Genomic DNA, 19,445 nt, shown 5'->3' with positions numbered 1-19,445 from the left:
CTTCCGATCAGCGTCCCAGCGACAGATCCGAGAGCCGATCAGCGTCTGAGCGACACGATCGCCTCGCCAGGCAGTGCTGGGGCGACATCGCGCCCTCTCATGCGGTCACGGCCGTCACCGCGGCGTCAGGAGAAGCGTCGTGACGAACACTCCCAGAGCCACGATGACGACCACGACGACGACGATGGCCCAGCCCGGAAGCCCGCCGTAGTCGCGGGTCCACCAGGACTGGCTGCCGTAATCGGAACGCCGTGATCGCTTCATGGCGGCAACGGTACGCCCGGTTCGGGCCTGATCGGGTGTCGGGCGGGTTACAAGTCGAGGATGATCGCGAGGGAGAACAGGAGGGTGCTCGCGATGGCGGTGAGCATGACGGCCAGCCCCCAGCCGGGAAGACCGCCGTACTCTCGACGCCACCACGACGTGTGTCCATCGTGTCCGCGGCGTGCCCGCGTGCTCGTGGTCACAGGATGCCGGCGCCCAGCGGAACGCTGATCGACGTCTGAGCCTGGTACGTGGGGCCGCTCGCGAAGGCCACCGTCAGCGTGACCGGGAAGGTTGCAAGCGCGCTCACCGCGATTCCGGAGTTGGATCCGGACAGGCCGAACTCGACGGGGATGCTCAGCGTCCCGTTCGAGGGCACGGACACGGCACGGGTCGTGACGAGGGTGGTCACCGGGAAGCCCACGCGCGCCCCGAGGAGTGTGTTGTAGCTGACCGCGTTCTGCGCTGCGACATCGGTGTCCCCCAGCGTGGCGACGCCGAACCCACGGGCGCGGCCGACGGGCAGATTGAGCCCTGAAGGACGACCGACGACGATCGTGATCGTCGCGGTGTCGTCGATGGCTCCGGCTCCGTTCGTGATCGTGAACTGGGTGGGCACGGTGATGAGCGCACCGGCTTGGACGGCGCTGGCGCCGTCGAGCACCCGCAGGCTCAGCAGACCCGTCTCGTCGTCGGTCCACACGAGTCCCGCGTTCTGGACGGAGGCGGATGCGAGCGGCGCGGCGACGCTGAGGGCGATGACGGGGGCAGCCCACGCGACACCCTTCATGAGCGTCCGGCGGTTCACGCCGGCGTCGGGCGCGGGGGTGATTTCGGGAGCGTTGTCGGCAGGGCCGTCGGTCAGCGACATGGTGTTCTCCTGGTAAACGTGCATCGGGTCTGCCCGAAGCGTTGCGCTTACGCGATGGAGCGGTGACGAGAATGACGGAATCCGGCGGCATCCGTCACAGATCGGTCGCCAGGCGTCAGACGCGACTCCCCGCCCCGGGGGCGAGTGCGCTCGATGGAGCAGCTGCGGGGTGGCGCTCAGCGACAATTGCGTGACGTCGTGCGACACGCGTCGCCCGGTCGCCGGGGAGTGCACCGCGGGGGTGGTGACAATGAGGAGAACGGGAGGGGGCAGCCGTGCGTGATCTCATCGCTGGGGACGGTGCATCCGATAGCTGGTCACGAGGTCCGCGACGACTCGACGTCATCTCGACCCAGGGTGTGCGCGTGGCTCACATCGAACTGCGTCGCGTGCAGCTGGGCCCGGGGGCGGTCACGCTTTCGCCGCTGCGAGAGGAATCAGCGCTCGTCGTGTTCCCCTCGGACGGCGGCGCGTTGATGAGTCGGGCTCCGATCACCGAGCCTGCGCGGCGGCTCGAGACGGGCGAAGCGATCTTCCTGTCGACGCGCGTGCCGCACATGGCGTGGTGGGAGGAGGAGATCACCCTCCTCGTCGTGAACGTGTCAGCCCGGGAGGAACCGGCGAGGGTCCTCCCGGACACGCATCTCGTCGAACCCACGCGACGCTACCTCGAGTCGCTCCTCGACACCGACGCGGGCGTCGACGCGGCGACGCAGCATTCTCTCGCCTGCGCGGCGGAGCACATGATCGACAGCCTGTTCGCCGAGCGCGCGGCCCGGGAATGGGTGCGCTCACGAATACCGATGTCGCTGTTCTCGCAGGCCTCATCGATGATGGCGGCGACCCGCGCCGACCCGTCCGTCACGCCCGAGTCGATCGCGGCGCACCTGGCGGTGTCGATGCGGCACCTGCAGCGCGCCTTCCAGGCGCACGCGACATCGCCCTCGGGCGAGCTGCGGCGGCTCCGGCTGGACCTCGCGGTGCAGCTGCTGCGAGCCGACCGCGACCGCGCGCTCACGGTCGCCGAGGTAGCCAGCCGGGCCGGCTTCCACAGCATCGATGCGTTTCGCCGTGCGCTCCGTATCGAGAACCTGCCCTCGCCGACGGAGCTGCGCGACTCCGACATCCGCGTCGAGAACCCGCGACGCAACGGGTGGCGACTGCTGGGCGTCCCGGGAACATCGGGCCGTGCGACGTCGGATCAGGGGCGCCCCATACCCCGGTAGTCCCAGCCGGCTGCACGCCAGGCGGCGGCGTCGAGGCAGTTGCGGCCGTCGACGATGAGCCGGCCGGAGGTGAGGGTCGCGGCGTGGGCCGGGTCGAGCTGACGGCGGTACTCATCCCACTCGGTGACGACGATGACGGCGTCGGCGGCGCGCAGCGCCTCGTCGCGGTCCTCGACGTAGTTGAGCTGCGGGTGGACGCGGCGGGCGTTCTCGATCGCTTCGGGGTCGGTCACGGTGACCCACGCCCCGAGGCCGTGCAGCCGGACGGCGACGTCGAGGGCAGGGGAGTCGCGGGTGTCATCGCTGTGCGGCTTGAAGGCGGCGCCGAGGACGGTGATGTTCTTCTTGAACACCGATCCGCCGAAGGCGTCGACCACGAGGTCGACGGCGCGATCGCGCCGGCGCATGTTGATGGCGTCGATCTCGCGGAGGAACGCGACGGACTCGCCACGGCCGAGCTCCTCGGCACGGGCAGAGAAGGCGCGGATGTCCTTCGGCAGGCAGCCGCCGCCGAAGCCGATGCCCGCTCCGAGGAAGCGGCGGCCGATACGGGCGTCGTGCCCGATCGCGTCGGCGAGCGTCGTGACGTCGGCGCCGGTGACCTCGGCGATCTCGGCCATGGCGTTGATGAAGCTGATCTTCGTCGCGAGGAAGGCGTTGGCGGCGACCTTGACGAGCTCGGCGGTGGCGAGGTCGGTGACGATGAACGGCGTGTTCTTGGCGACCGAGGGGTGGTACACCTCGCGCAGGATGTCGGCGGCGCGCTCGCCCTCGGCGCCGGTGGGGACCCCCGCGACGAGACGGTCGGGGTCGACGGTGTCCTGCACCGCCCAGCCCTCGCGCAGGAACTCCGGGTTCCAGACGAGCGTGGCACCGGTGGGGGTCACGCGCTCGGCGAGCGTGGCGGCGGTGCCGACGGGGACCGTCGACTTGCCCGCGACGATGTCGCCCTCGGCGAGGTGCGGGATGAGCGCGTCGACGGCGGCGTTGACGTAGGTGAGGTCGGCGGCGTAGCCGTCCTTCTGCTGCGGGGTGCCGACGCCGATGAAGTGGACGGCGGCGCCGGCGGCATCCGCCATGTCGGTCGAGAAGCGGAGCCGGCCCGACGCGAGACCCTCGCTCAGGATCTCTTGCAGACCGGGCTCGAAGAACGGTGCCTCTCCGTTCGAGAGGGAGGCGATCTTGCGCTCGTCGACGTCGATCCCGACGACCTCGTGCCCGATGGATGCCATCGCTGCGGCGTGGACCGCTCCGAGGTAACCGCAACCGATGACCGACAGACGCATGGTGCTCGCTCTCTGCGGCCCCGAGCGGACCGCCACACATTCCTATCAAGAACGCATGACGGATGTGTAAACCGCTCCCGTGAACGACGGTGTCGCAGCGCGGCCCTCGGTCGTCGCAGCGCGCGTAGCCTCGGTGCATGCATCCCGTCACGCTCACGCTGTCGCACGACTTCGCCGACGCGTTGCCCGCGCTCGCGCGGCCGTGGTCGGCCGACCCGGCGCCGGAACCGCGGCTGCTCGTGCTCAACGAGGGGCTCGCCGGCGAGCTCGGACTGGATGCCGGGTTCCTGCGCAGCCCCGCGGGGGTCGACCTCCTCGTGGGCGCCGCGCTGCCCGACGGTGCGCAGTCGGTCGCGCAGGCGTATGCCGGTCACCAGTTCGGGGGGTTCTCGCCCCGCCTGGGTGACGGCCGGGCGCTGCTGCTCGGCGAGCTGACCGCACCCGACGGCTCGTTCCGCGATCTGCACCTCAAGGGTTCCGGGCCGACGCCCTTCGCGCGCGCGGGTGACGGGCTCGCCGCGGTCGGCCCGATGCTGCGCGAGTACGTCATGAGCGAGGCCATGCACGCCCTCGGCATCCCGACGACCCGCTCGCTCGCCGTCGTCGCGACCGGGCGCGAGGTGCAGCGCGAGACGGCGCTCCCGGGCGCCGTGCTGGTGCGGACCGCATCGAGTCATCTGCGCGTGGGCAGCGTCGAGTTCGCGCGGGGGACCGGCGACATCGCGGTGCTGCGTTCCGTCGTCGACTATGCGATCGCGCGGCACCACCCCGAGGCGGCGGGCGAGGAGATCGCCGCGCTGGGACTGTTCCGCGCGGTCGTTCGAGCACAGGCCGACCTCGTGGCCCGATGGATGCTGGTCGGCTTCATCCACGGCGTGATGAACACCGACAACATGACCCTCTCGGGCGAGACGATCGACTACGGTCCGTGCGCGTTCCTCGACGCGTACGACCCGGCGACCGTCTACAGCTCGATCGACACCGGCGGGCGCTACGCCTACGGCAACCAGCCCTACATCGCGGAGTGGAACCTCGCCCGGCTCGCCGAGGCGATGCTGCCGCTGTTCGACGACGAGCTCGAACGCGCGGTCGAGCTGGCGCAGGGCGTGCTGGCGGAGTTCCGGCCCCGGTTCGCCCAGGCACGGGCCGCCGGCATGCGGCGCAAGCTCGGCCTCGCCGAAGCGCGAATCTCCGATGAGCAGGTCGAGGCGCTCGCCGGCGACTTCCACGAGATGCTCGAGCGGAAGCGCGCGGACTACACCTCGACGTTCCGGTCGCTGGCGGATGCCGCGCGAGGCGACGCCGCCGGTCTCGAGGCGGCGCTCGGCGGGGACGCGGCGCTGGCCGGCTGGTTGGGCCGGTGGCGGGCCCACGATCCCGACGCCGAGGTGATGGATGCCGCGAATCCGATCTACGTGCCGCGGAACCACCTCGTCGAGGAGGCGCTCGCCGCGGCGACCTCCGGGGACCTCGAGCCGCTCGGCTGGCTGACGACGGTCCTGTCGACGCCGTTCACAGCGCGCCCGGGCGCGGAGCGGTACGCTCAGCCCGCAGGTCCGGACTTCGCGGCCGGCTACCAGACGTTCTGCGGGACCTGACCGGAGCGGAACGCGACGCCGCCGATCCGCATTGCGACGCTCGGGCGAGCGGCCGTGGTGCAGTGACGCTCGGCCCGCGATGATGACGGCGGGGCTGCGCGGGGGTGCGGCGATGGGGGAGAAGTACATGTCCGAATCCAGCCTGCGTACCGACAGCAAGCCGACGTTCCTCGCGCGTCCGATGTCGCGCAAGGCGGCGCTGATCACGTCGGCATCCGCGCTGGTCGCCGGACTGCTACTCGGCGGCGGGGCCGGCGGCGCCGGAGCCCAGTCCGAGGTGACGTCGCTGAAGGATCAGGTGACCTCGCTTGAGACGGACGTCGCCGACGCCGAGACCGTCGCTGTCGAGAACGACACCGCGCTGACCGAGGCCCGCGCGGATCTCGACCGAGCGCTCGGGGACCTCGCCGCGGCGACTGCGTCGCTCAAGACCGCCACCGACCAGGTGACCGAGATGCAGACTGCGGCGACGGCGTCGCAGACCGAGCTCGACGCCCGCGCCGCGCGGATCGCGGATCTCGAGGGTCAGCTGTCGGCCCGGACGGTGCAGGCACCCGTTGCTCAGGCGCCTGTTGCTCAGGCGCCCGCCGCGCAGGCGCCGGCATCCGTGTACTACGACAACTGCACGGCGGCCCGGAATGCAGGTGCCGCCCCCGTCCGAGCGGATGACCCCGGTTACGGGCGGCACCTCGACCGCGACGGCGACGGCATCGGCTGCGAGTAGGCAGGGCTCGCCGGGCTCAGGGCACCTTGTGCCCGGCGGCTTGGATGAGTCCGTACCACTCGCCCCGCGTCAGGGGGATGTCGCTGCCCTCGGCGGCATCCGCGACGCGCTGAGGATTCGTCGTGCCGAGCACGACCTGCATCCCGGCAGGGTGGCGGGTGATCCATGCGGTCGCGATGGCGGTCGGGGTAACGCCGTACTTGGCGGCCAGTTCGTCGAGCTTGGCGTTGAGCTCGGGGTACTCCTCGGCGCCGAAGATGACGCCGTCGAAGAAGCCCTTCTGGAACGGCGACCACGCCTGGAGCGTGATGCCGTTGACACGCGAGTAGTCGACGAGTCCGCCGCCGTCACGGGTGATCGAGTCGTCTTCGCCGGCCATGTTCGACGCGAGCCCTTGGGCGATGATCGTCGAGTGCGTGATCGACAGCTGCACCTGGTTCGCGACGAGCGGCTGGGTCACCGCCGTCTTCAACAGGTCGATCTGACGGGGCGTGTGATTCGAGACGCCGAAGGCGCGGACCTTGCCCGATGACTCGAGGTGGTCGAACGCGCGGGCGACTTCGTCGGGTTCGACGAGAGCGTCGGGACGATGGAGCAGCAGCACGTCGATGCGGTCGGTGCCGAGCGCTTCGAGCGACTCCTCGGCGGAGGTCACGATGTGCTCGTACGAGTGGTCGAAGTGCCAGTCGTCGGCGACGATGCCGGTCTTGGTCTGCAACGTGATCTCGTCGCGCTCGGATGCCGTGAGCTTGAGCGCTTCGGTGAAGCGCCGCTCGCACGCGTGGCGCGAGGAGCCATAGAGGTCGGCGTGGTCGAAGAAGTCGACACCGACCTCGCGGCAGCGGTCGTAGAGGGCTCGGATGTCGTCGTCGGAGAGCTCCTCGATCCTCATCATGCCCGCGACGACGTTGGGGACCTGGATGTTGCTCCGACCGAGGGGGACGCTGCGCATGATTCTCCGTTGATTCAGGGGCGGGACGGTGGTGCTGCTCTTTCAGTATGCGCGCCGGACCGTGCCACGATGGGAGAGTGCCGGTCGTCGAGTCGCGTTGCGTCGTGCCTGTGCCCGCCGACGTCGCGTTCGCGGTGTCGCAGACGCAGGGCGCGGTGCGCAAGCGGTGGGATCCATTCATTCGGCGACAGCACCTGATCGGGGCGGAACGGCCCGCGAAGGGCGTCCGCACGTACACCGTGCAGCGCTTCGGGCTGGCAATGGAGAGCGAATACGTCTCGTACAACCCGCCGTCGAACGTCGGGATGAAGATGACGAAAGGTTCGTGGTTCTTCGCGCGTATGGGCGGCGGGTGGCGGTTCAGTCCGGTCGAGGGCGACCCATCGCGTTCGTTGGCGGTGTGGCGCTACAACTTCGCCTGCCGCCCCGCGTGGCTCGCGCCGCTCGCGGAGCGCATCGGCAGCGTCATCCTGCAGCGCGACATCGACCGTCGGATCGCCGGCTTCGCGCGCGGATGCGAGGATCCCGTCGTGCTCGCTGAAGCGGAGCGCCTCCGGATCGCATAGACGGCCGCGCCGGGGCGCCGGCGAGTTCGTGAAGAGCCCGGGTCAGAAGGGCGGTGGCTCGTCCCTGCCAGCCCCGGGTGGCGGACTGGCGGGATCGGGAACGAAGCACACGGACGGAACCGGCACGTCTTCGCGGTAGACCCGGCCGAGGGGTGAGGTCCATTCGAGGACCCCGCCGCCGAGCTGTCTGACTTCCCACTTCGTGAATTGCTTCATCGAGTGGTGTCGTTGGCAGAGGTGGGCGAGGTTGAAGATGTGGGTGTGCCCGCCGAGGGCGTAATCGATGGTGTGGTCGAGCTCGCAGCGGATCGCGGCTCGCCGGCATCCGGGGAACCGGCAGTGCTGATCCCGCGCCATGAGCAGTTTCTTCATCGCCGCGGTGGGCCGGTAGGTGTCGATCTCGACCGGGGTGCGGGTGACGGGGTCGATGAAGAGCCGGTTCCAGATTCTCGCCCGGCCGGCGAGCTTGCGGGCGGTGTCGGCGTCGATGAGCGCGGCGCCTACCAGTTCGGCGGGGGCCTCGTCGGCGCCGGTCACCGTCTCAGAGGTCAGCGTCACCTGTACCTGCGCCCGGATCGCACCCAGCGGCCCCGCGGCGTCGCTGCCAGAGGTGGGGTCGACGACCGGAGCGCCGCCGAGCAGCAGGTCGCCGAGGATGTCGGCGCGCAGCTGATCCATCGTGCGCTCGTCGGGCGCCGCGGCATCCGCATCCGCAGACTCCGCACCCGCGGCACCATCACCCGCAACGGCAACTCCCGGCGCAGCATCCGCGGGTGGAGACCCGTCGGTGGCGCGCGCATCCTTGACGGACTGCGCCATGGCGGTGAGGCGGTCGTGGATGCCTGCGGCGATGACGGTCGGCAGGGTGGCGCCGAGCTCGGACATGCCGTCGGTGCCGTGGGTCACCCAGACGCGTCGCTTCGCCGTTGCCGTGCGGTGCCGCTCGGCGAAGGACTCGGATCCCATCCGGGCAGCCAGGTTGCGGAGCGCCTCGCGCACCCGTGACGCGATGTCACGCTCGCAGATCGAGATCGCCTGCAGCGCGTAGTCGTCGCGGATGTCGTCGGCGAGGCCGCATCCCATCCGGACGACCGCATCGACATGGTCGCGCGTGATGCGCTGCTGCTCCCACGCCTCAAACACAGCGGGGTAGTCGTCGACGATGGTCAGTGCGTGGTCGATCTCGCTCTGCACGCGGCGGTCGTGCGAGCGTCGCACTCCGGCGACCTCGGCGGCGATCGAGCGCATCTCCATGTCGGAGCCCATACCGCGCGGCCGCGTTCGCGAGCGCGCTGCCTGCCGGAGGGCGCTGCGCCCCGCCTCGGCGAGAGCGCGCGTCATCGCGATGTGGGCCGCGTGAAGCAGTTCGTCTGCTTCGGAGACCCGGTCGACGACACCGGCGTATGGCGACGCCGACGAGCCGGCCTGCGGTTCGTATGAGCTGTCGCCGTTCGATGCCATGTTCCCATTCTGCCCAAGGGGTCGGACATTGACATCGAGTATCCGTATATGTGTGGAGAAGTTTCTCGTTGTCGAATTGTGGAGGAATCGGCGGCCTCTGTCGGACGGCGCACGCGGCGAAATGCGGGCGAAGCGAAATGGCGCAGTGAAAGCATGTGCGGGGCACCGCCCCCCATGGTCGGTGCCCCGCACATCGTTCTCTCGATGAGCGTCAGTCGACGACTCGTCGTCTCGCGATCACCAGCCCGCCGGCCGCGAGAAGCGCCGCAGCCCACACAGCGAGCTCCCACGGCGCCGCACCGCCGGTCGATGCCAGAGCGCGCGTCTTCGCCGCCGACGCGACAGAACCCGCAGCCGAGGTCGCGCCGTCTCGGCCCTCCGACGCAGACCCGTCAACCCCAGCCCCAGACCCGTCAACCCCAGCGCCAGACCCGGCACCCGCTCCGGCCCCAGCGCCGGGCCCACCCGGGCCACCGGTGGCGGGCGGAGTGGTCACCTCAGCGGCGCGCACCTCGACAGGGCTCCAGCCGAGCGTGCTGCCGTCGTCCGCGGTGAGTGCGAGGCGGTGGGCGCCCGCGGGGATGTCGGCGGGAAGTGCGAACGTCGCGATGCCGTCTGCCGTGACCGTGGCCACGCCCAGATATCGCGGCTCGGAGAACAGCCACCCGTGGACCGCCATACCCGCCAGCTCGCGTCCGACGTTCGCCGTCACCGTGGTGCCGGGGACGGATGCGCCGTTCACGACGACCCCGCCGCGGTTATCGCCGGTCAGCGCGTCGGGATCGGGCGCGGCCGGTCCGGTGACGGGACTCGTGGATGCCTGCACCGAGACGGGCGCGCTCTGCCCCGCGGCGTTCCGGGCGACGACCGTCAGCGTGTATGTCGTCGAGGGCTCGAGGCCGGTGAACCCGAAGCGTCCGAGACCCTGCACGTCGTCGACCTCGCGCGTTTCGGTGCGGCCGCCGCCCGTGAGGGTCGCGGTGTAGGTGGTGGGCAGATAGAACGGCCAGACCCCCTCCGGGAACGGGTTCTGCAGCGGGGCCGCCCAGATCTCGCCGAGCAGCGCCGTGGGGCTACTGTCACGGATCGTCACCGTCGGCTCGCCGGGAACCTCCGGCACCGCGAACCGAATGTCGCGGGCGCCCGTCGAGCCGTGACTGTTGTGCAGGCTCGCCTCAATCTCGTACGTGCCCGGCTTCAGCCCGGTCAGGATGAAGACGGTCCGGGTCGTCGAGGTGCGCGTGATCGGCTCGCCGCCGTCCATGGGACGGACGATGAGCTCGTATCGCTCGATCGGTCCGCGCTCGCCGATCGGGCCGACGCCGATCTCTGCGCCATCGACCCGGATGCTGATCGTGACTCCCGTCTGCGGCGGCAGATCGGCGACACTGTCGTCGTCATCGTGGCCAGCGCCGGACCCGTCGTCATTCACGTAGCCGGGCACCGCACTGGCTGCCGCGGGCTCAGCGGACTCCGGTGCGGGTGCGGGTGCGGGTGCGGATGCGGATGCGGGTGCGGGTGCGGATGCTTCGGCGGTGACGCGCTCCGCGGCATCCGGTTCCCCAACCGGCTCCGCGGCTTCCGGGTCCGCAACCAGCGCCTCAGCCACCACCTCGGCAGCTGCCACCTCGACTTCGGCTGCCGCGGTCGGCCCCGCCGGATCAACGCCTCCGGCCGGTTCGTCGGCATGCGCCGGGAGCGCTATACCGGCGACGACGAGCGTCGCTGCGATCAGGGCGGCCGAGGCCGCGGCGAGGGAGGGATGTCTTCTCTTCATGGATCCTCATCGAGAGCGAATCGCGACCCGCGCCCCAGTCGGCGAGCCGTCCCTCTCACGCTGGCATCGGTCGCCCGACGACGCGGGCCGTTCGGGCCCGCAACGCGCGTGTGCGAACAATCCCGAACACCCCGGCGGCCAGTGTCGATAGAGTGATCGCCGCGGGGCGAGGGGATCCGCCGCGCGTATGCGGTTTGCGACATGCATCCGCTCGAGGGCGGGGGAGCGCACGTGCAGGACGATGACACGCGATTCGGCGAGCCCGATTCACTCGACGCGATCGCGCGGGATCTGCTCGCGCTGAAGGATGCCGCCGGGCCGGTGTCGTACGCCGAACTCGTCCGTCGCATCGCACAACTGCGCGTCGAGAGGGGCGTCAACCCGGCGGCCGCCACGCCTCCGCGTACCACGGTGTACGACGCGTTCCGGCCGGGCCGGGCCCGGGTCGACATCGGGCTGCTGCGCGACATCGTGCTGGCGCTCGGCGCAGATTCAGACGAGGCCGACCGCTGGATCCGTCGTTATCAGCAGGCACGCCGGCCCGATGATGTGGCTCCCCGGGTCTCGCCGCCGCGGCGTCCCCGCCCCGCGAGCGAATCGCCGGTCGCGCCGACCTCGCTGACAGCGCCGCCCCCGCTCGTCTCCCGGCGAACGCAGGCGCTGATCATGTTCGGCTGCCTCATCGTCAACTTCATCGGCATGTCGACGGTGCAGCTGCTCCACTTGCCGATCTACCTCGACATGGCGGGCACCGCGGTCGCGGCGATGGTCTTCGGTCCCTGGGCGGGAGTCGTCGTCGGGCTCAGCACGAACGTGTTCGGATTCGTCGTGGGCGCCCCGGGGGCGGCTCCCTTCGCGCTCGTGAACGTCGCCGGAGCGCTCGTGTGGGGGTACGGCATCCGCCGGTTCGGCATGGGAGCCGACCTCTTCCGCTACGTCAACCTCACTCTGCTCGTGGCGGTGGCGTGCTCGCTGGTGGGTGCTCCGCTGGGCGTCCTCATGTTCGGCGGGTACTCCGGCCACGGTTCCGACAACGTCACCTCGTCGATCGCCGGACTCGGCCTGCCCGTCGTCGCCGCGGCCTTCTCGGCCAACATCCTCACGTCGGTCATCGACAAGATGCTCTCGGGGTTCATCGCCCTCGTCGGCATCGCGATGCTGCGCAGCCGGGTGAGCATCCCCACCGCGCAGATCCCGCTCGTCGAGCGGCTGATCGTGCAGAGCGGACAGGTCTCGGGCAACCGGAACGGCTGGTCGCCCGGAGCGCTCGCGCGCTGACGTCGCTCGCGTTCCACCGCCCGACTCGAGGCGGAGGTGCGCTGACCGGTGGCCGGCCCATCGACGGCCTCTTCAGCCGCCCGCCTCGGCACCGAGCATCCGCCGTGTGAGGTGCTGGCGTGAGTCCATAAGCCCGTCGAGCGCGCGAGCGAGATGCTCATCCGTCACAGGCTGGCTTTCGATCGCGGCGGCGAGCACAGCACGGCGGATGAGCTCCCTCGCGAAGGACCCCGTGACACCATCGGTGGCGGCAGCGGCCGAGCTGATCGCTGCATCCGAGAAGGGCAGACCTCCGGCGTAGCGGCGCAGCAACTGTTCGCGCTCACGGCGACCGGGACGGGGGATCTCGACCGCGAGGTCGACGCGTCCCGGTCTCTCCGCGAGAGCGGGCTCGAGGACCTCGACCCGGTTCGTCGTCATCACGAACGTGACGTCCGCGTCGCCCGCAAGCCCGTCGAGCGCTTCGAGCACTTCGAACAGCAGCGGCTGCGGAGACATGTGTCGCTCCATCGCGACGAGGTCGATGTCTTCGAGAACGACGATCGAGGGCTGGAATGTGCGCGCGATCTCGGTCGCATATGGGATGAACCGGATGCTATCGCCGGTCAGCAGCACGACGGTCGCTTCCGTCGCGCGGCTTGCGAGATGCCGAATGGTGAGTGTCTTGCCGGTTCCCGGAGGGCCGTACAGCAGGACGCCGCGCTTGAGATGCTGCCCCGTCCGGAGTAACTCGTCCCGGTGCTCGCCGATGCCGACGACGTGACGCACGACCTCGTCGAGCACACCGTCGGCCAGGACGATGTCATCGGCCGCCACCGACGGCCGCGGCAGGAACGTGGCGCCTGCCTCGTGGCCGAACTGCGTCGGCTGGAAGGAGAGCACCTGGCCGCGCAGCACGCTCTTTTCGATCATCACTTCGCGTACCCGTGCAAGGAACGCGCCTGTGACGTCGTGGTCGCCGGCCAGCACCTCGAGGGTCGCCGAGTCGCGACCGGAGCGGGGGGACGCCGCGCGCTGCAGCACCGCGAGGGGAGTCCCCTCGAACACGAGGAGCCAGATGCCCATCGCCACGACCCGGCGCGTGCTCGACGGTCCGCTCGCGCGCTCGGCGTAGTCGACCGGACCCGTCTGAAAACGCGCGTACGGGTTGGCGATCAGCTCGGCGAAGCTCTGATGCAGTCGCTGCTCACCACCACCGACGCCGATGAGCGTCCCCTCCGCCCCGGCCAACGTCTGGAGTGCGATGTCTGCATCGACGAGACGATGATCGGCGATCGACTCCGCGACCACCGCGATCTGCGACGCATCCGCACCCACATGCTCGGAGATGACGTCGCCCAGCGGTGTTCGTTTCACCGCGTGCTGGTCGTCGCTCTCGGACGCGGCGACGCGCTTCAGGTAGGCCGCGACGGCGTGGAGCATCTCGCGGTCGAGTTCATCGGTCATGAGGCTGCCTCCTGAGCGGCACGTTAGCAACCGGGAAGGACACGGCGGATTGCAAGCATGCCTGAGGAGACTCCAGACGGCTACTGTTTGTCCAAGCCGCCTCCCCTCGGGATGCAGGCCTCAGGCGGGGCGCGTCTGCGCGTTGCTAGAGACCTCACGCGACGGTGTCAATGCCCTGCCACACGTTGAGAAGAGGACACAGCTGTGACAACCAATCGAGAGCCGGGTAGTTCGCGCCGGGCGTTCATAGCAACTTCCGGATTGGCTGTGGGAGTTGCGGCCGGCGGCCTGTTCAACCCCCCGTCGGCCCAGGCTCTTTCGGAGACCCGTGTGACCTCGGTTGTTGCCGACCCGAACGACTATCCGGGCATCGATCCATCAGGACAATCTGACTCCACGTCGGGGCTGCAGCGGGCTCTGGGTGCGACGCCCGAGGGCGGCACCCTGCTTCTGCCTGAAGGACGGTATCGGGTCGACGGCACTCTGAGCGTCCCAGCCGGACGATCGATGAGCATCGTCGGGTATGGGGCGACTCTTGTTCACGCGGCCGCCGGCCCCCTGGTGACTGCGGTAGGGACCTACTCGAGCGCAACATCGATCAGCGGCGTCTCCACCGAGGTGCGCACCTTCCCCAGTGGCGCCTCGGCTCCGGTGACCGTGCTGACCACATCGTCAAACGTGGATTGGCGCCCGGGCGATGTTCTGAAAATCGTCTCCGACGACCCCATTCCTGAGGCGCGTCCGGGGACCGCCTCATCGTCCAGTCGTCGAGGGGAGTTTGTCTCGGTCGACCAAGTGAGCGGTCGCCAGGTCACCCTCGCTGGGCTCCTACGCGACCAGTATCAAACGGCGGTCAGGGCAGCGCGCATCAGCCCGCAAACATTCAGGCTCGAAGGAGTCGAGCTCGACCTTTCCGATGACGGCCTGACTACGTCGTTCGGAGTTGCGGTCCATTTGATGGGGCTGCGCTCTCCTACGGTTCGCAACGTCCATATCGCGCGGGCATCTTCTATTGGGCTTCAGCTCACGTCCTGTTTGAGTTACACAGTAGAAAACCTCGTAGTCGATCATGTCCGCGAGGACCTAGCGAATGGTCAGCTCGGCTACGGAATCCTGGACAACTGCTCCTCCCTTGGAACGGTGATCGGTTGCACGTTCCGCTACCTGAGACACGGGTACACGGACGACACGCCTCGTATGGGTGCCGGCGGTGACATCCTGCGATTTGGCAGGACGTACGGCACGAGGATCATAGGGTGTAGCGCGAGTATGACGACCAACAACGCATTCGATACCCATCACGCTTCGGAGGGCGTGGAGTTCGTGGGCTGCTCCGCTTCGAGCGGTATCCCCAGAACGGACCAAGGTTACGCGGCTTTCGGGCTACGCGGCAAAAATCATCGTGTGTCTGCATGCACCTCGGTAAACATGGAAACAGGGGTCACCGTCTTTACCGAGGGTGGAGGGGGTTTGTCCTACGGGCATACGGTCACCGACCTCGTCGTCACCGGTGCGACAAACTCGGCGCTCCTTGTCAACGTTCAGGGTGACTCGCATCCCGCAGCCAGGCAACGTCTCACCCAGGTGAGCTTGAACGCCCGCGGCGTCACTGCTCGAGACAGCAGGAGGATGTTGGCGACGACGAACGGAAACGTTGTGCTACGTGATGCGCTGTATTTCGCGCCCATCGGTGTGGACGGCACCGAATACAACGGAATCACTAACCGCAACTCATTCATAGACTCAGCCGGCGTCCTGCTTGACTACACAGCGAACACGGCTGGCAAGCCGCAGGCGATTCTTGCCGTATCCAGCGGTCAGGGCTGGTCGCCGGGAACTCAGGACTCGATTCTCAATGAGCTGACGGTTCGTGCGACGAAGTCCGTTGCCGATCGTGTGAACCGTCCTCTCATCGGCGGCAGTCATCGTGTACGGGGTCGCCGTGTGGAGTTCTCGTACCCGTTCCCCGTGCTTCCCGGTGATAGGGACGCCTCGTCGCTCTTCGAGTGGCGCGTCTCGAGTGATCCGGGCGGTGACGTTCAGGACCTCGGTTCGGCGTACTTCTACCTCGGCGCCAGCGAACTGGGGTCCCCCATGACAAAGGTGCGGCAGTCGCCGGATCCGAACATCATCGTCAAGGTGAATCCAGGTACCGCGACCGTTACCTCCACTGTCTTCCTCCCGGGATACTTCCGAGGTCAAGTAGCGAGGTTCTGGGTGCAGGATACTGTCTCAGGAGTCTGGCGCGTCCCACACGGAGGGGCCGCGAACACTCTCCTGCGAGGCGCGGCTACGAGGGCCCTGAGAAAGGGGGATCAACTCGCGCTCACGTGGGACGGGGTGGTGTGGCGCGAGCTCGCATCTTGAAGGCCGCTGAGACCCAGCCTCCCCGCTGACGTTCACGGGCCGGAGACTCTTCGGAAACGGTAGGTAACATCGTCGCGTGTATCCTCGATCCGGCAGGGCCGATCGACGGAAGGCACCAATGCACGCGCACGCGAAGGATCCTCTTCTCGACTCCACGCGACCTCGGCGGATCCTCTTCGTCGCATCAACCGGCGGCCACCTGGCTCAGCTGAAACGCATCTCAGGATCACTCAACCCTGCCCCAGGCTCTCTTTGGGTCACCTTCGACTCTCCCCAAACCGACTCTCTCCTGGCGCACGACGAAGTGCTGCGCGTGCCGTATGTCAAACCTAGGGATTTTGCGGCGACGTTCAAGGCCTCACGAATCGTCGCGAAGTCGGTGCGCAAGGGAGACTTCGACCTCGTGGTCAGCACGGGTGCGGCGCTTGCGGTCGCTGTGCTGCCATTGATGCGGGTCAAAGGTATTCCTGCGTACTACATCGAGAGCGTGTCGCGAACAGACGGACCATCGCTGACCGGGAGAATTCTCGCTGCATCTCGACTCGTTTCGTTGCGAACTCAGCATGAGCGGTGGGCAACGAAGCGATGGCGGCAATTCCCCGCTGTTCTCTCGCGGTTCGAGAGCGCCGAACGTTCTGAGCCGCCCGCACTTCCGATGCGTATTTTCGTCACTCTCGGGACCATCCGCCCCTACCGTTTTGATGCGGTAGTCGACCAGCTCCTCGCGTCCGGAATGGTCAACGAGCACACCGTATGGCAGCTGGGTGAGACAAGCCGGAACGACCTACCTGGTACGGCTGTCGCATACATGAAAGACGCGGACTTTGCAAAAGAGTGTGATGCGGCGGATGTGGTCGTCACCCACGCCGGCGTCGGAACGATACTCGCGTTGCTCGAGAAGGGAATACATCCGGTAGTGGTCCCGCGGCGGCGGGACAGAGGCGAGCACGTGGACGACCACCAAGAACAGATTGCGCAGTTGACATCGAAGTTGCAAATCGCGCAACATGTCGAGGCGGACGGAAACGTCCGATCTGCCATAGAGCAGGCTGCAGTGAGGCGGGTCGTTCATGTTTGACGATGAGGCGGAGCGCCCCCGCGTAGTTCATGTCTTCAATACGCTCAACAGCGGGGGTCTGCAGCGTGTCGTGATCGCCCTAGCGACGTGGGCGCGGCAAGAATCTCAAGTCGAGAGTGTCCTCGTGAGCGCGGGGGGTCCGCTGGAAAAAGAAGTAGCTTCTTCAGCGCTCGATTGGCGGAGAAAGCACTCCCGTGTAGGGCCGCTAAGCGAGATTGTTCAGCTCAGGCGCATCCTTCGAGAATTTCGTCCTCACGTCATCCATGCTCACCAGCGTCACGATGCTCTGATCTCGCATATAGCCAGCGCGGGGTTGGGTATCTCTGTCGTCGAGCATGCTCATAACACGCTTCCGGATACCAGGCTTCGCTTCTTGTCCTTCAGGTCCAAGAGAATTTTCGCGGTTAGTGAGGATGTCAAGAGGATGGTCGTACAGACCTTCCGCCGCGACCCCGAACGGGTGACCGTCGTCGGTGGTGTGCCGTTCAACTCCTCGGACACTCCCGTCATCGAGCGGGTCGCTCCTGCATTAGATGAGCCCCGCTTGATCCTCGGGATTGGAAGGCTCGAGGAGCAAAAAGACCCTGAGCGATTTGTGCGAGCCATCGCCGAAGCCTCCAAGCTCGCAAACGTGGCCGGTCGTTGGCTGGGAGCCGGGTCGCTTGATGAAACATGCAAGAAGCTCGCGTCGGACCTGGGGTCACCAGTCGAGTTCGTCGGCGAGAGCCGCGATGTGGTCGGCGAACTCGATCGAGCTCACGGGCTTCTGATCACATCGCGTTGGGAGGGCCTCGGTCTTGTGATTCTGGAGGCCTTCGCGCGGCGGCGGCCGGTGGTCGGGATCGCGCTCGGGGGCATGGGTGAGCTCCTTGGAGGGGGGCGAGGCACCATCGTCGATGCCACGGCCACAGATCGTGAGCTCGCCTCCGCCCTTCTAAGTGGTACGGAGTTTGACCTCTCCACGGAGAAGAAGACATCTCTAGCCCTGGATTATGTAGAAAAGCGGGCAAGCCCGGAGGCCGTCTATGGTCCGATCGTCAGGGAGTATTTCGATGCAGTCCGCAAGCTCTGACCTTCTCCCCGGGGCAGTCACCGTCATTGCTCCCGTGAAAAACGCGGCATCGTATGTCCCGGGGTTGGTCTCTCAGCTCATCGGCTCCTTGAGAGATCAGGACCGCGTTATCTTCATCGACGACTCGTCAGATGACGACACGCTCTCTCTCTTGACCGAGCACGTCGCTGCTGATCCGAGGTTCTCGATTCTCGAAGAGTCGGAGAGTCGTGGCGTGGCTCACGCTCGTAATCGTGCCGTCGCGCAGACTCGAACTGAGTTCGTGTGGTTCGTAGACCACGACGACGAGTGGTTGCCTCAGGCCATCTCTCACATGGTGTCGCGTATCGGGCAGGCTGACATTCTGTTGGCGAGAGCTGACTACCGGACCGATCCTCTAGTTCCCGGGCGTATCGTCGACGGAATCGACAGCGATCAGGAGCTGACTGCTCGAGACGCCCTGCAGCTCGTTTTGAAGGGGAAGATCCACGGCTATCTGTGGTGCAAGCTGTTCCGCACAGAAATCCTGGGAAGTGATCCGTTCCCACTCCTGTCTTCGCAGTCGGATTTCTGTGGTGTGGTGGCGATGCTGGGTCGCGCACGTCGCGTGAGAATGATTCCAACAATCGTCTACCACTACCTCTGGCGGCCCGGATCTATTACGCGCAAGAAGCGAATCGAGTTTGGGAACTTCGCCGCTGCAAGGTCGGTGGTACACGAGACCGTCGCGTCGTTCGGGGCCGCCGAAGCAAGCGTGCTTCGATTGACTGAATTCGACTGCCGGTTCTACGTGCACGCGCTTGCTTTTGTCCCGATAAGGCAGGGAGCGTCGCCCGAGGTGCGGAAGCAAGGTTACGCGCTCGCTCGCCAGGGTCTCCGCGGAGTCCGGACGCGAGAGCTCCTGTCGACAGATTCCAGGCTCTTCTTGGAGATGACGCTCATTCGGCTGGGTCCGGTGGCGTACACGGCCGTGACGGTCGCCGCCCTGCGACTCTTCGATTTCCGCAACCGTCTGAGAGTCGCGTCATCGAGGAGGGTGTCATGAGGCAGCGAGTTTTCTCTTGGGGTGAGGGGCTGGATTCGAATCTCGGTGATTCGATACTGCGTCGGGGCCTTGTGCGACGTTTGAACAAGTTCGGCCCGCAGCACATCTACGTAGGTAATTGCTCGCCCGGCTACCTCGCTGGCCTCCAAGCGCCCTCTGATGCGGTCCTGTACACCTCACAACTGCGGTGGTTCCTTGCGATCGCGAGGAGCGCTGCGTGGCGTCGCACATTCGTGCACATGAGTCCAGGCGAGGCCATCGCGGACCGACGCAGTGTGCCTATGCGTTTGGGCTTCGCGGCGCTCGGGCTGGCTGTGCGACTGCGCGGGGGGTCGATCCATCAGACAGGCGTAGGCGTGAGGAGCCCGCTGGGGAAGTGGGTCTGGCCATTGCGCCTCACATCCCGAGTGGCATCCACCTTGACGTGGCGTGATCGGTGGAGCCGCGACACGATC

17 protein-coding genes are annotated in these 19,445 nt (G+C 67.5%); 9 read left to right on the top strand and 8 right to left on the bottom strand.

All coding sequences use genetic code 11. The features are described 5' to 3' along the window. Positions 1-114 precede the first annotated feature (114 nt). Genes CBF90_RS18550 through CBF90_RS18040 form a run of 3 tightly spaced genes read right to left on the bottom strand, consistent with a single transcriptional unit; the run spans position 115 to position 1,135 of the window. Complete coding sequence (locus CBF90_RS18550; RefSeq protein WP_023954151.1) at positions 115-264, bottom strand: hypothetical protein; 150 nt, start codon at positions 262-264, stop codon at positions 115-117. A gap of 47 nt (positions 265-311) precedes the next feature. Further along, positions 312-467 carry a hypothetical protein gene (locus tag CBF90_RS18545; RefSeq protein ID WP_157096448.1) on the bottom strand — a complete coding sequence of 52 codons (156 nt, stop codon included), beginning with the start codon at positions 465-467 and terminating at the stop codon, positions 312-314. Beyond that, positions 464-1,135 (bottom strand): hypothetical protein, encoded by a 672-nt coding sequence (locus CBF90_RS18040; RefSeq protein WP_088380934.1) that lies wholly within the window; start codon positions 1,133-1,135, stop codon positions 464-466. Before CBF90_RS18040 ends, CBF90_RS18545 begins: the two co-directional genes overlap by 4 nt. A gap of 365 nt (positions 1,136-1,500) precedes the next feature. On the opposite strand from CBF90_RS18040, the gene CBF90_RS18035 reads away from it, so the two are divergent. Continuing rightward, on the top strand, positions 1,501-2,361 hold the full coding sequence (locus tag CBF90_RS18035; protein ID WP_137750743.1) for a helix-turn-helix transcriptional regulator: 861 nt from the start codon (positions 1,501-1,503) through the stop codon (positions 2,359-2,361). Here the strand turns inward: CBF90_RS18035 and CBF90_RS18030 are convergent. Further along, the gene (locus tag CBF90_RS18030; protein ID WP_023954155.1) at positions 2,337-3,647 is read right to left on the bottom strand and encodes a UDP-glucose/GDP-mannose dehydrogenase family protein; all 1,311 of its coding nucleotides are present in this window, start codon (positions 3,645-3,647) and stop codon (positions 2,337-2,339) included. The two genes, CBF90_RS18035 and CBF90_RS18030, sit on opposite strands and share 25 nt — an antisense overlap. A 137-nt stretch (positions 3,648-3,784) precedes the next feature. On the opposite strand from CBF90_RS18030, the gene CBF90_RS18025 reads away from it, so the two are divergent. Both CBF90_RS18025 and CBF90_RS18860 read left to right on the top strand, forming a co-directional pair. Beyond that, a complete protein-coding gene (locus CBF90_RS18025; RefSeq protein ID WP_088380932.1) occupies positions 3,785-5,245 on the top strand; it encodes a YdiU family protein in 1,461 nt (486 codons plus the stop codon). A 127-nt stretch (positions 5,246-5,372) separates the two neighbouring features. After that, positions 5,373-5,969, top strand: coding sequence for an excalibur calcium-binding domain-containing protein (locus tag CBF90_RS18860; protein WP_242435687.1), 597 nt, complete (start codon positions 5,373-5,375; stop codon positions 5,967-5,969). A 16-nt stretch (positions 5,970-5,985) separates the two neighbouring features. Here the strand turns inward: CBF90_RS18860 and CBF90_RS18015 are convergent, their stop codons facing one another. Beyond that, the gene (locus CBF90_RS18015) at positions 5,986-6,921 is read right to left on the bottom strand and encodes an aldo/keto reductase family oxidoreductase (RefSeq protein WP_088380931.1); all 936 of its coding nucleotides are present in this window, start codon (positions 6,919-6,921) and stop codon (positions 5,986-5,988) included. A 77-nt stretch (positions 6,922-6,998) separates the two neighbouring features. Between CBF90_RS18015 and CBF90_RS18010 the strand changes: the two genes are divergently transcribed. Then, on the top strand, positions 6,999-7,487 hold the full coding sequence (locus tag CBF90_RS18010) for an SRPBCC family protein (RefSeq protein ID WP_023954159.1): 489 nt from the start codon (positions 6,999-7,001) through the stop codon (positions 7,485-7,487). Positions 7,488-7,529: 42 nt separating this feature from the next. Here CBF90_RS18010 and CBF90_RS18005 read toward each other — a convergent pair whose 3' ends face one another. Continuing rightward, on the bottom strand, positions 7,530-8,948 hold the full coding sequence (locus CBF90_RS18005; protein WP_242435719.1) for an HNH endonuclease signature motif containing protein: 1,419 nt from the start codon (positions 8,946-8,948) through the stop codon (positions 7,530-7,532). A gap of 211 nt (positions 8,949-9,159) precedes the next feature. Beyond that, complete coding sequence (locus CBF90_RS18000) at positions 9,160-10,725, bottom strand: fibronectin type III domain-containing protein (protein WP_141097177.1); 1,566 nt, start codon at positions 10,723-10,725, stop codon at positions 9,160-9,162. 201 nt (positions 10,726-10,926) lie between these two features. Here CBF90_RS18000 and CBF90_RS17990 point away from each other — a divergent pair, with 201 nt between their 5' ends. Next, positions 10,927-12,003, top strand: coding sequence for an ECF transporter S component (locus tag CBF90_RS17990; protein WP_088380928.1), 1,077 nt, complete (start codon positions 10,927-10,929; stop codon positions 12,001-12,003). Between the two features lie 72 nt (positions 12,004-12,075). Here the strand turns inward: CBF90_RS17990 and CBF90_RS17985 are convergent, their stop codons facing one another. Next, on the bottom strand, positions 12,076-13,449 hold the full coding sequence (locus CBF90_RS17985; protein ID WP_088380927.1) for an ATP-binding protein: 1,374 nt from the start codon (positions 13,447-13,449) through the stop codon (positions 12,076-12,078). 507 nt (positions 13,450-13,956) lie between these two features. On the opposite strand from CBF90_RS17985, the gene CBF90_RS18335 reads away from it, so the two are divergent. The 4 genes from CBF90_RS18335 to CBF90_RS17970 all read left to right on the top strand — a co-directional run bounded on the left by CBF90_RS18335 (position 13,957) and on the right by CBF90_RS17970 (position 18,990). Then, positions 13,957-15,816, top strand: a complete 1,860-nt coding sequence (locus tag CBF90_RS18335) for a hypothetical protein (protein WP_141097176.1) — start codon at positions 13,957-13,959, stop codon at positions 15,814-15,816. Positions 15,817-15,934: 118 nt separating this feature from the next. Continuing rightward, on the top strand, positions 15,935-16,894 hold the full coding sequence (locus tag CBF90_RS17980; RefSeq protein WP_088380926.1) for a glycosyltransferase: 960 nt from the start codon (positions 15,935-15,937) through the stop codon (positions 16,892-16,894). Beyond that, on the top strand, positions 16,887-17,966 hold the full coding sequence (locus tag CBF90_RS17975; protein ID WP_088380925.1) for a glycosyltransferase: 1,080 nt from the start codon (positions 16,887-16,889) through the stop codon (positions 17,964-17,966). Before CBF90_RS17980 ends, CBF90_RS17975 begins: the two co-directional genes overlap by 8 nt. Then, positions 17,947-18,990, top strand: a complete 1,044-nt coding sequence (locus tag CBF90_RS17970; protein ID WP_172407862.1) for a glycosyltransferase — start codon at positions 17,947-17,949, stop codon at positions 18,988-18,990. The genes CBF90_RS17975 and CBF90_RS17970 overlap by 20 nt, the downstream gene beginning before the upstream one ends. Positions 18,991-19,445 lie beyond the last annotated feature (455 nt).

It is taken from the genome of Microbacterium sp. AISO3, from assembly GCF_002204305.1.
In the GTDB taxonomy this organism is placed as follows: Bacteria; Actinomycetota; Actinomycetes; order Actinomycetales; family Microbacteriaceae; genus Microbacterium; species Microbacterium arborescens.
Note: the sequence above shows the minus strand (reverse complement) of the source record. Positions and strands in the feature narration are given on the sequence as shown.

Excerpts from the sequence above, each read along its gene's own strand:
- CBF90_RS18000 (WP_141097177.1), bottom strand. The coding sequence starts at position 10,725 with ATGAAGAGAAGACATCCCTCCCTCGCCGCGGCCTCGGCCGCCCTGATC.
- CBF90_RS18040 (WP_088380934.1), bottom strand. The coding sequence starts at position 1,135 with ATGTCGCTGACCGACGGCCCTGCCGACAACGCTCCCGAAATCACCCCC.
- CBF90_RS18005 (WP_242435719.1), bottom strand. The coding sequence starts at position 8,948 with ATGGCATCGAACGGCGACAGCTCATACGAACCGCAGGCCGGCTCGTCG.
- CBF90_RS18030 (WP_023954155.1), bottom strand. The coding sequence starts at position 3,647 with ATGCGTCTGTCGGTCATCGGTTGCGGTTACCTCGGAGCGGTCCACGCC.
- CBF90_RS18550 (WP_023954151.1), bottom strand. The coding sequence starts at position 264 with ATGAAGCGATCACGGCGTTCCGATTACGGCAGCCAGTCCTGGTGGACC.
- CBF90_RS17975 (WP_088380925.1), top strand. The coding sequence starts at position 16,887 with ATGTTTGACGATGAGGCGGAGCGCCCCCGCGTAGTTCATGTCTTCAAT.
- CBF90_RS18335 (WP_141097176.1), top strand. The coding sequence starts at position 13,957 with ATGAGCATCGTCGGGTATGGGGCGACTCTTGTTCACGCGGCCGCCGGC.
- CBF90_RS17990 (WP_088380928.1), top strand. The coding sequence starts at position 10,927 with ATGCATCCGCTCGAGGGCGGGGGAGCGCACGTGCAGGACGATGACACG.
- CBF90_RS18025 (WP_088380932.1), top strand. The coding sequence starts at position 3,785 with ATGCATCCCGTCACGCTCACGCTGTCGCACGACTTCGCCGACGCGTTG.
- CBF90_RS18860 (WP_242435687.1), top strand. The coding sequence starts at position 5,373 with ATGTCCGAATCCAGCCTGCGTACCGACAGCAAGCCGACGTTCCTCGCG.
- CBF90_RS17970 (WP_172407862.1), top strand. The coding sequence starts at position 17,947 with ATGCAGTCCGCAAGCTCTGACCTTCTCCCCGGGGCAGTCACCGTCATT.
- CBF90_RS17980 (WP_088380926.1), top strand. The coding sequence starts at position 15,935 with ATGCACGCGCACGCGAAGGATCCTCTTCTCGACTCCACGCGACCTCGG.
- CBF90_RS17985 (WP_088380927.1), bottom strand. The coding sequence starts at position 13,449 with ATGACCGATGAACTCGACCGCGAGATGCTCCACGCCGTCGCGGCCTAC.
- CBF90_RS18015 (WP_088380931.1), bottom strand. The coding sequence starts at position 6,921 with ATGCGCAGCGTCCCCCTCGGTCGGAGCAACATCCAGGTCCCCAACGTC.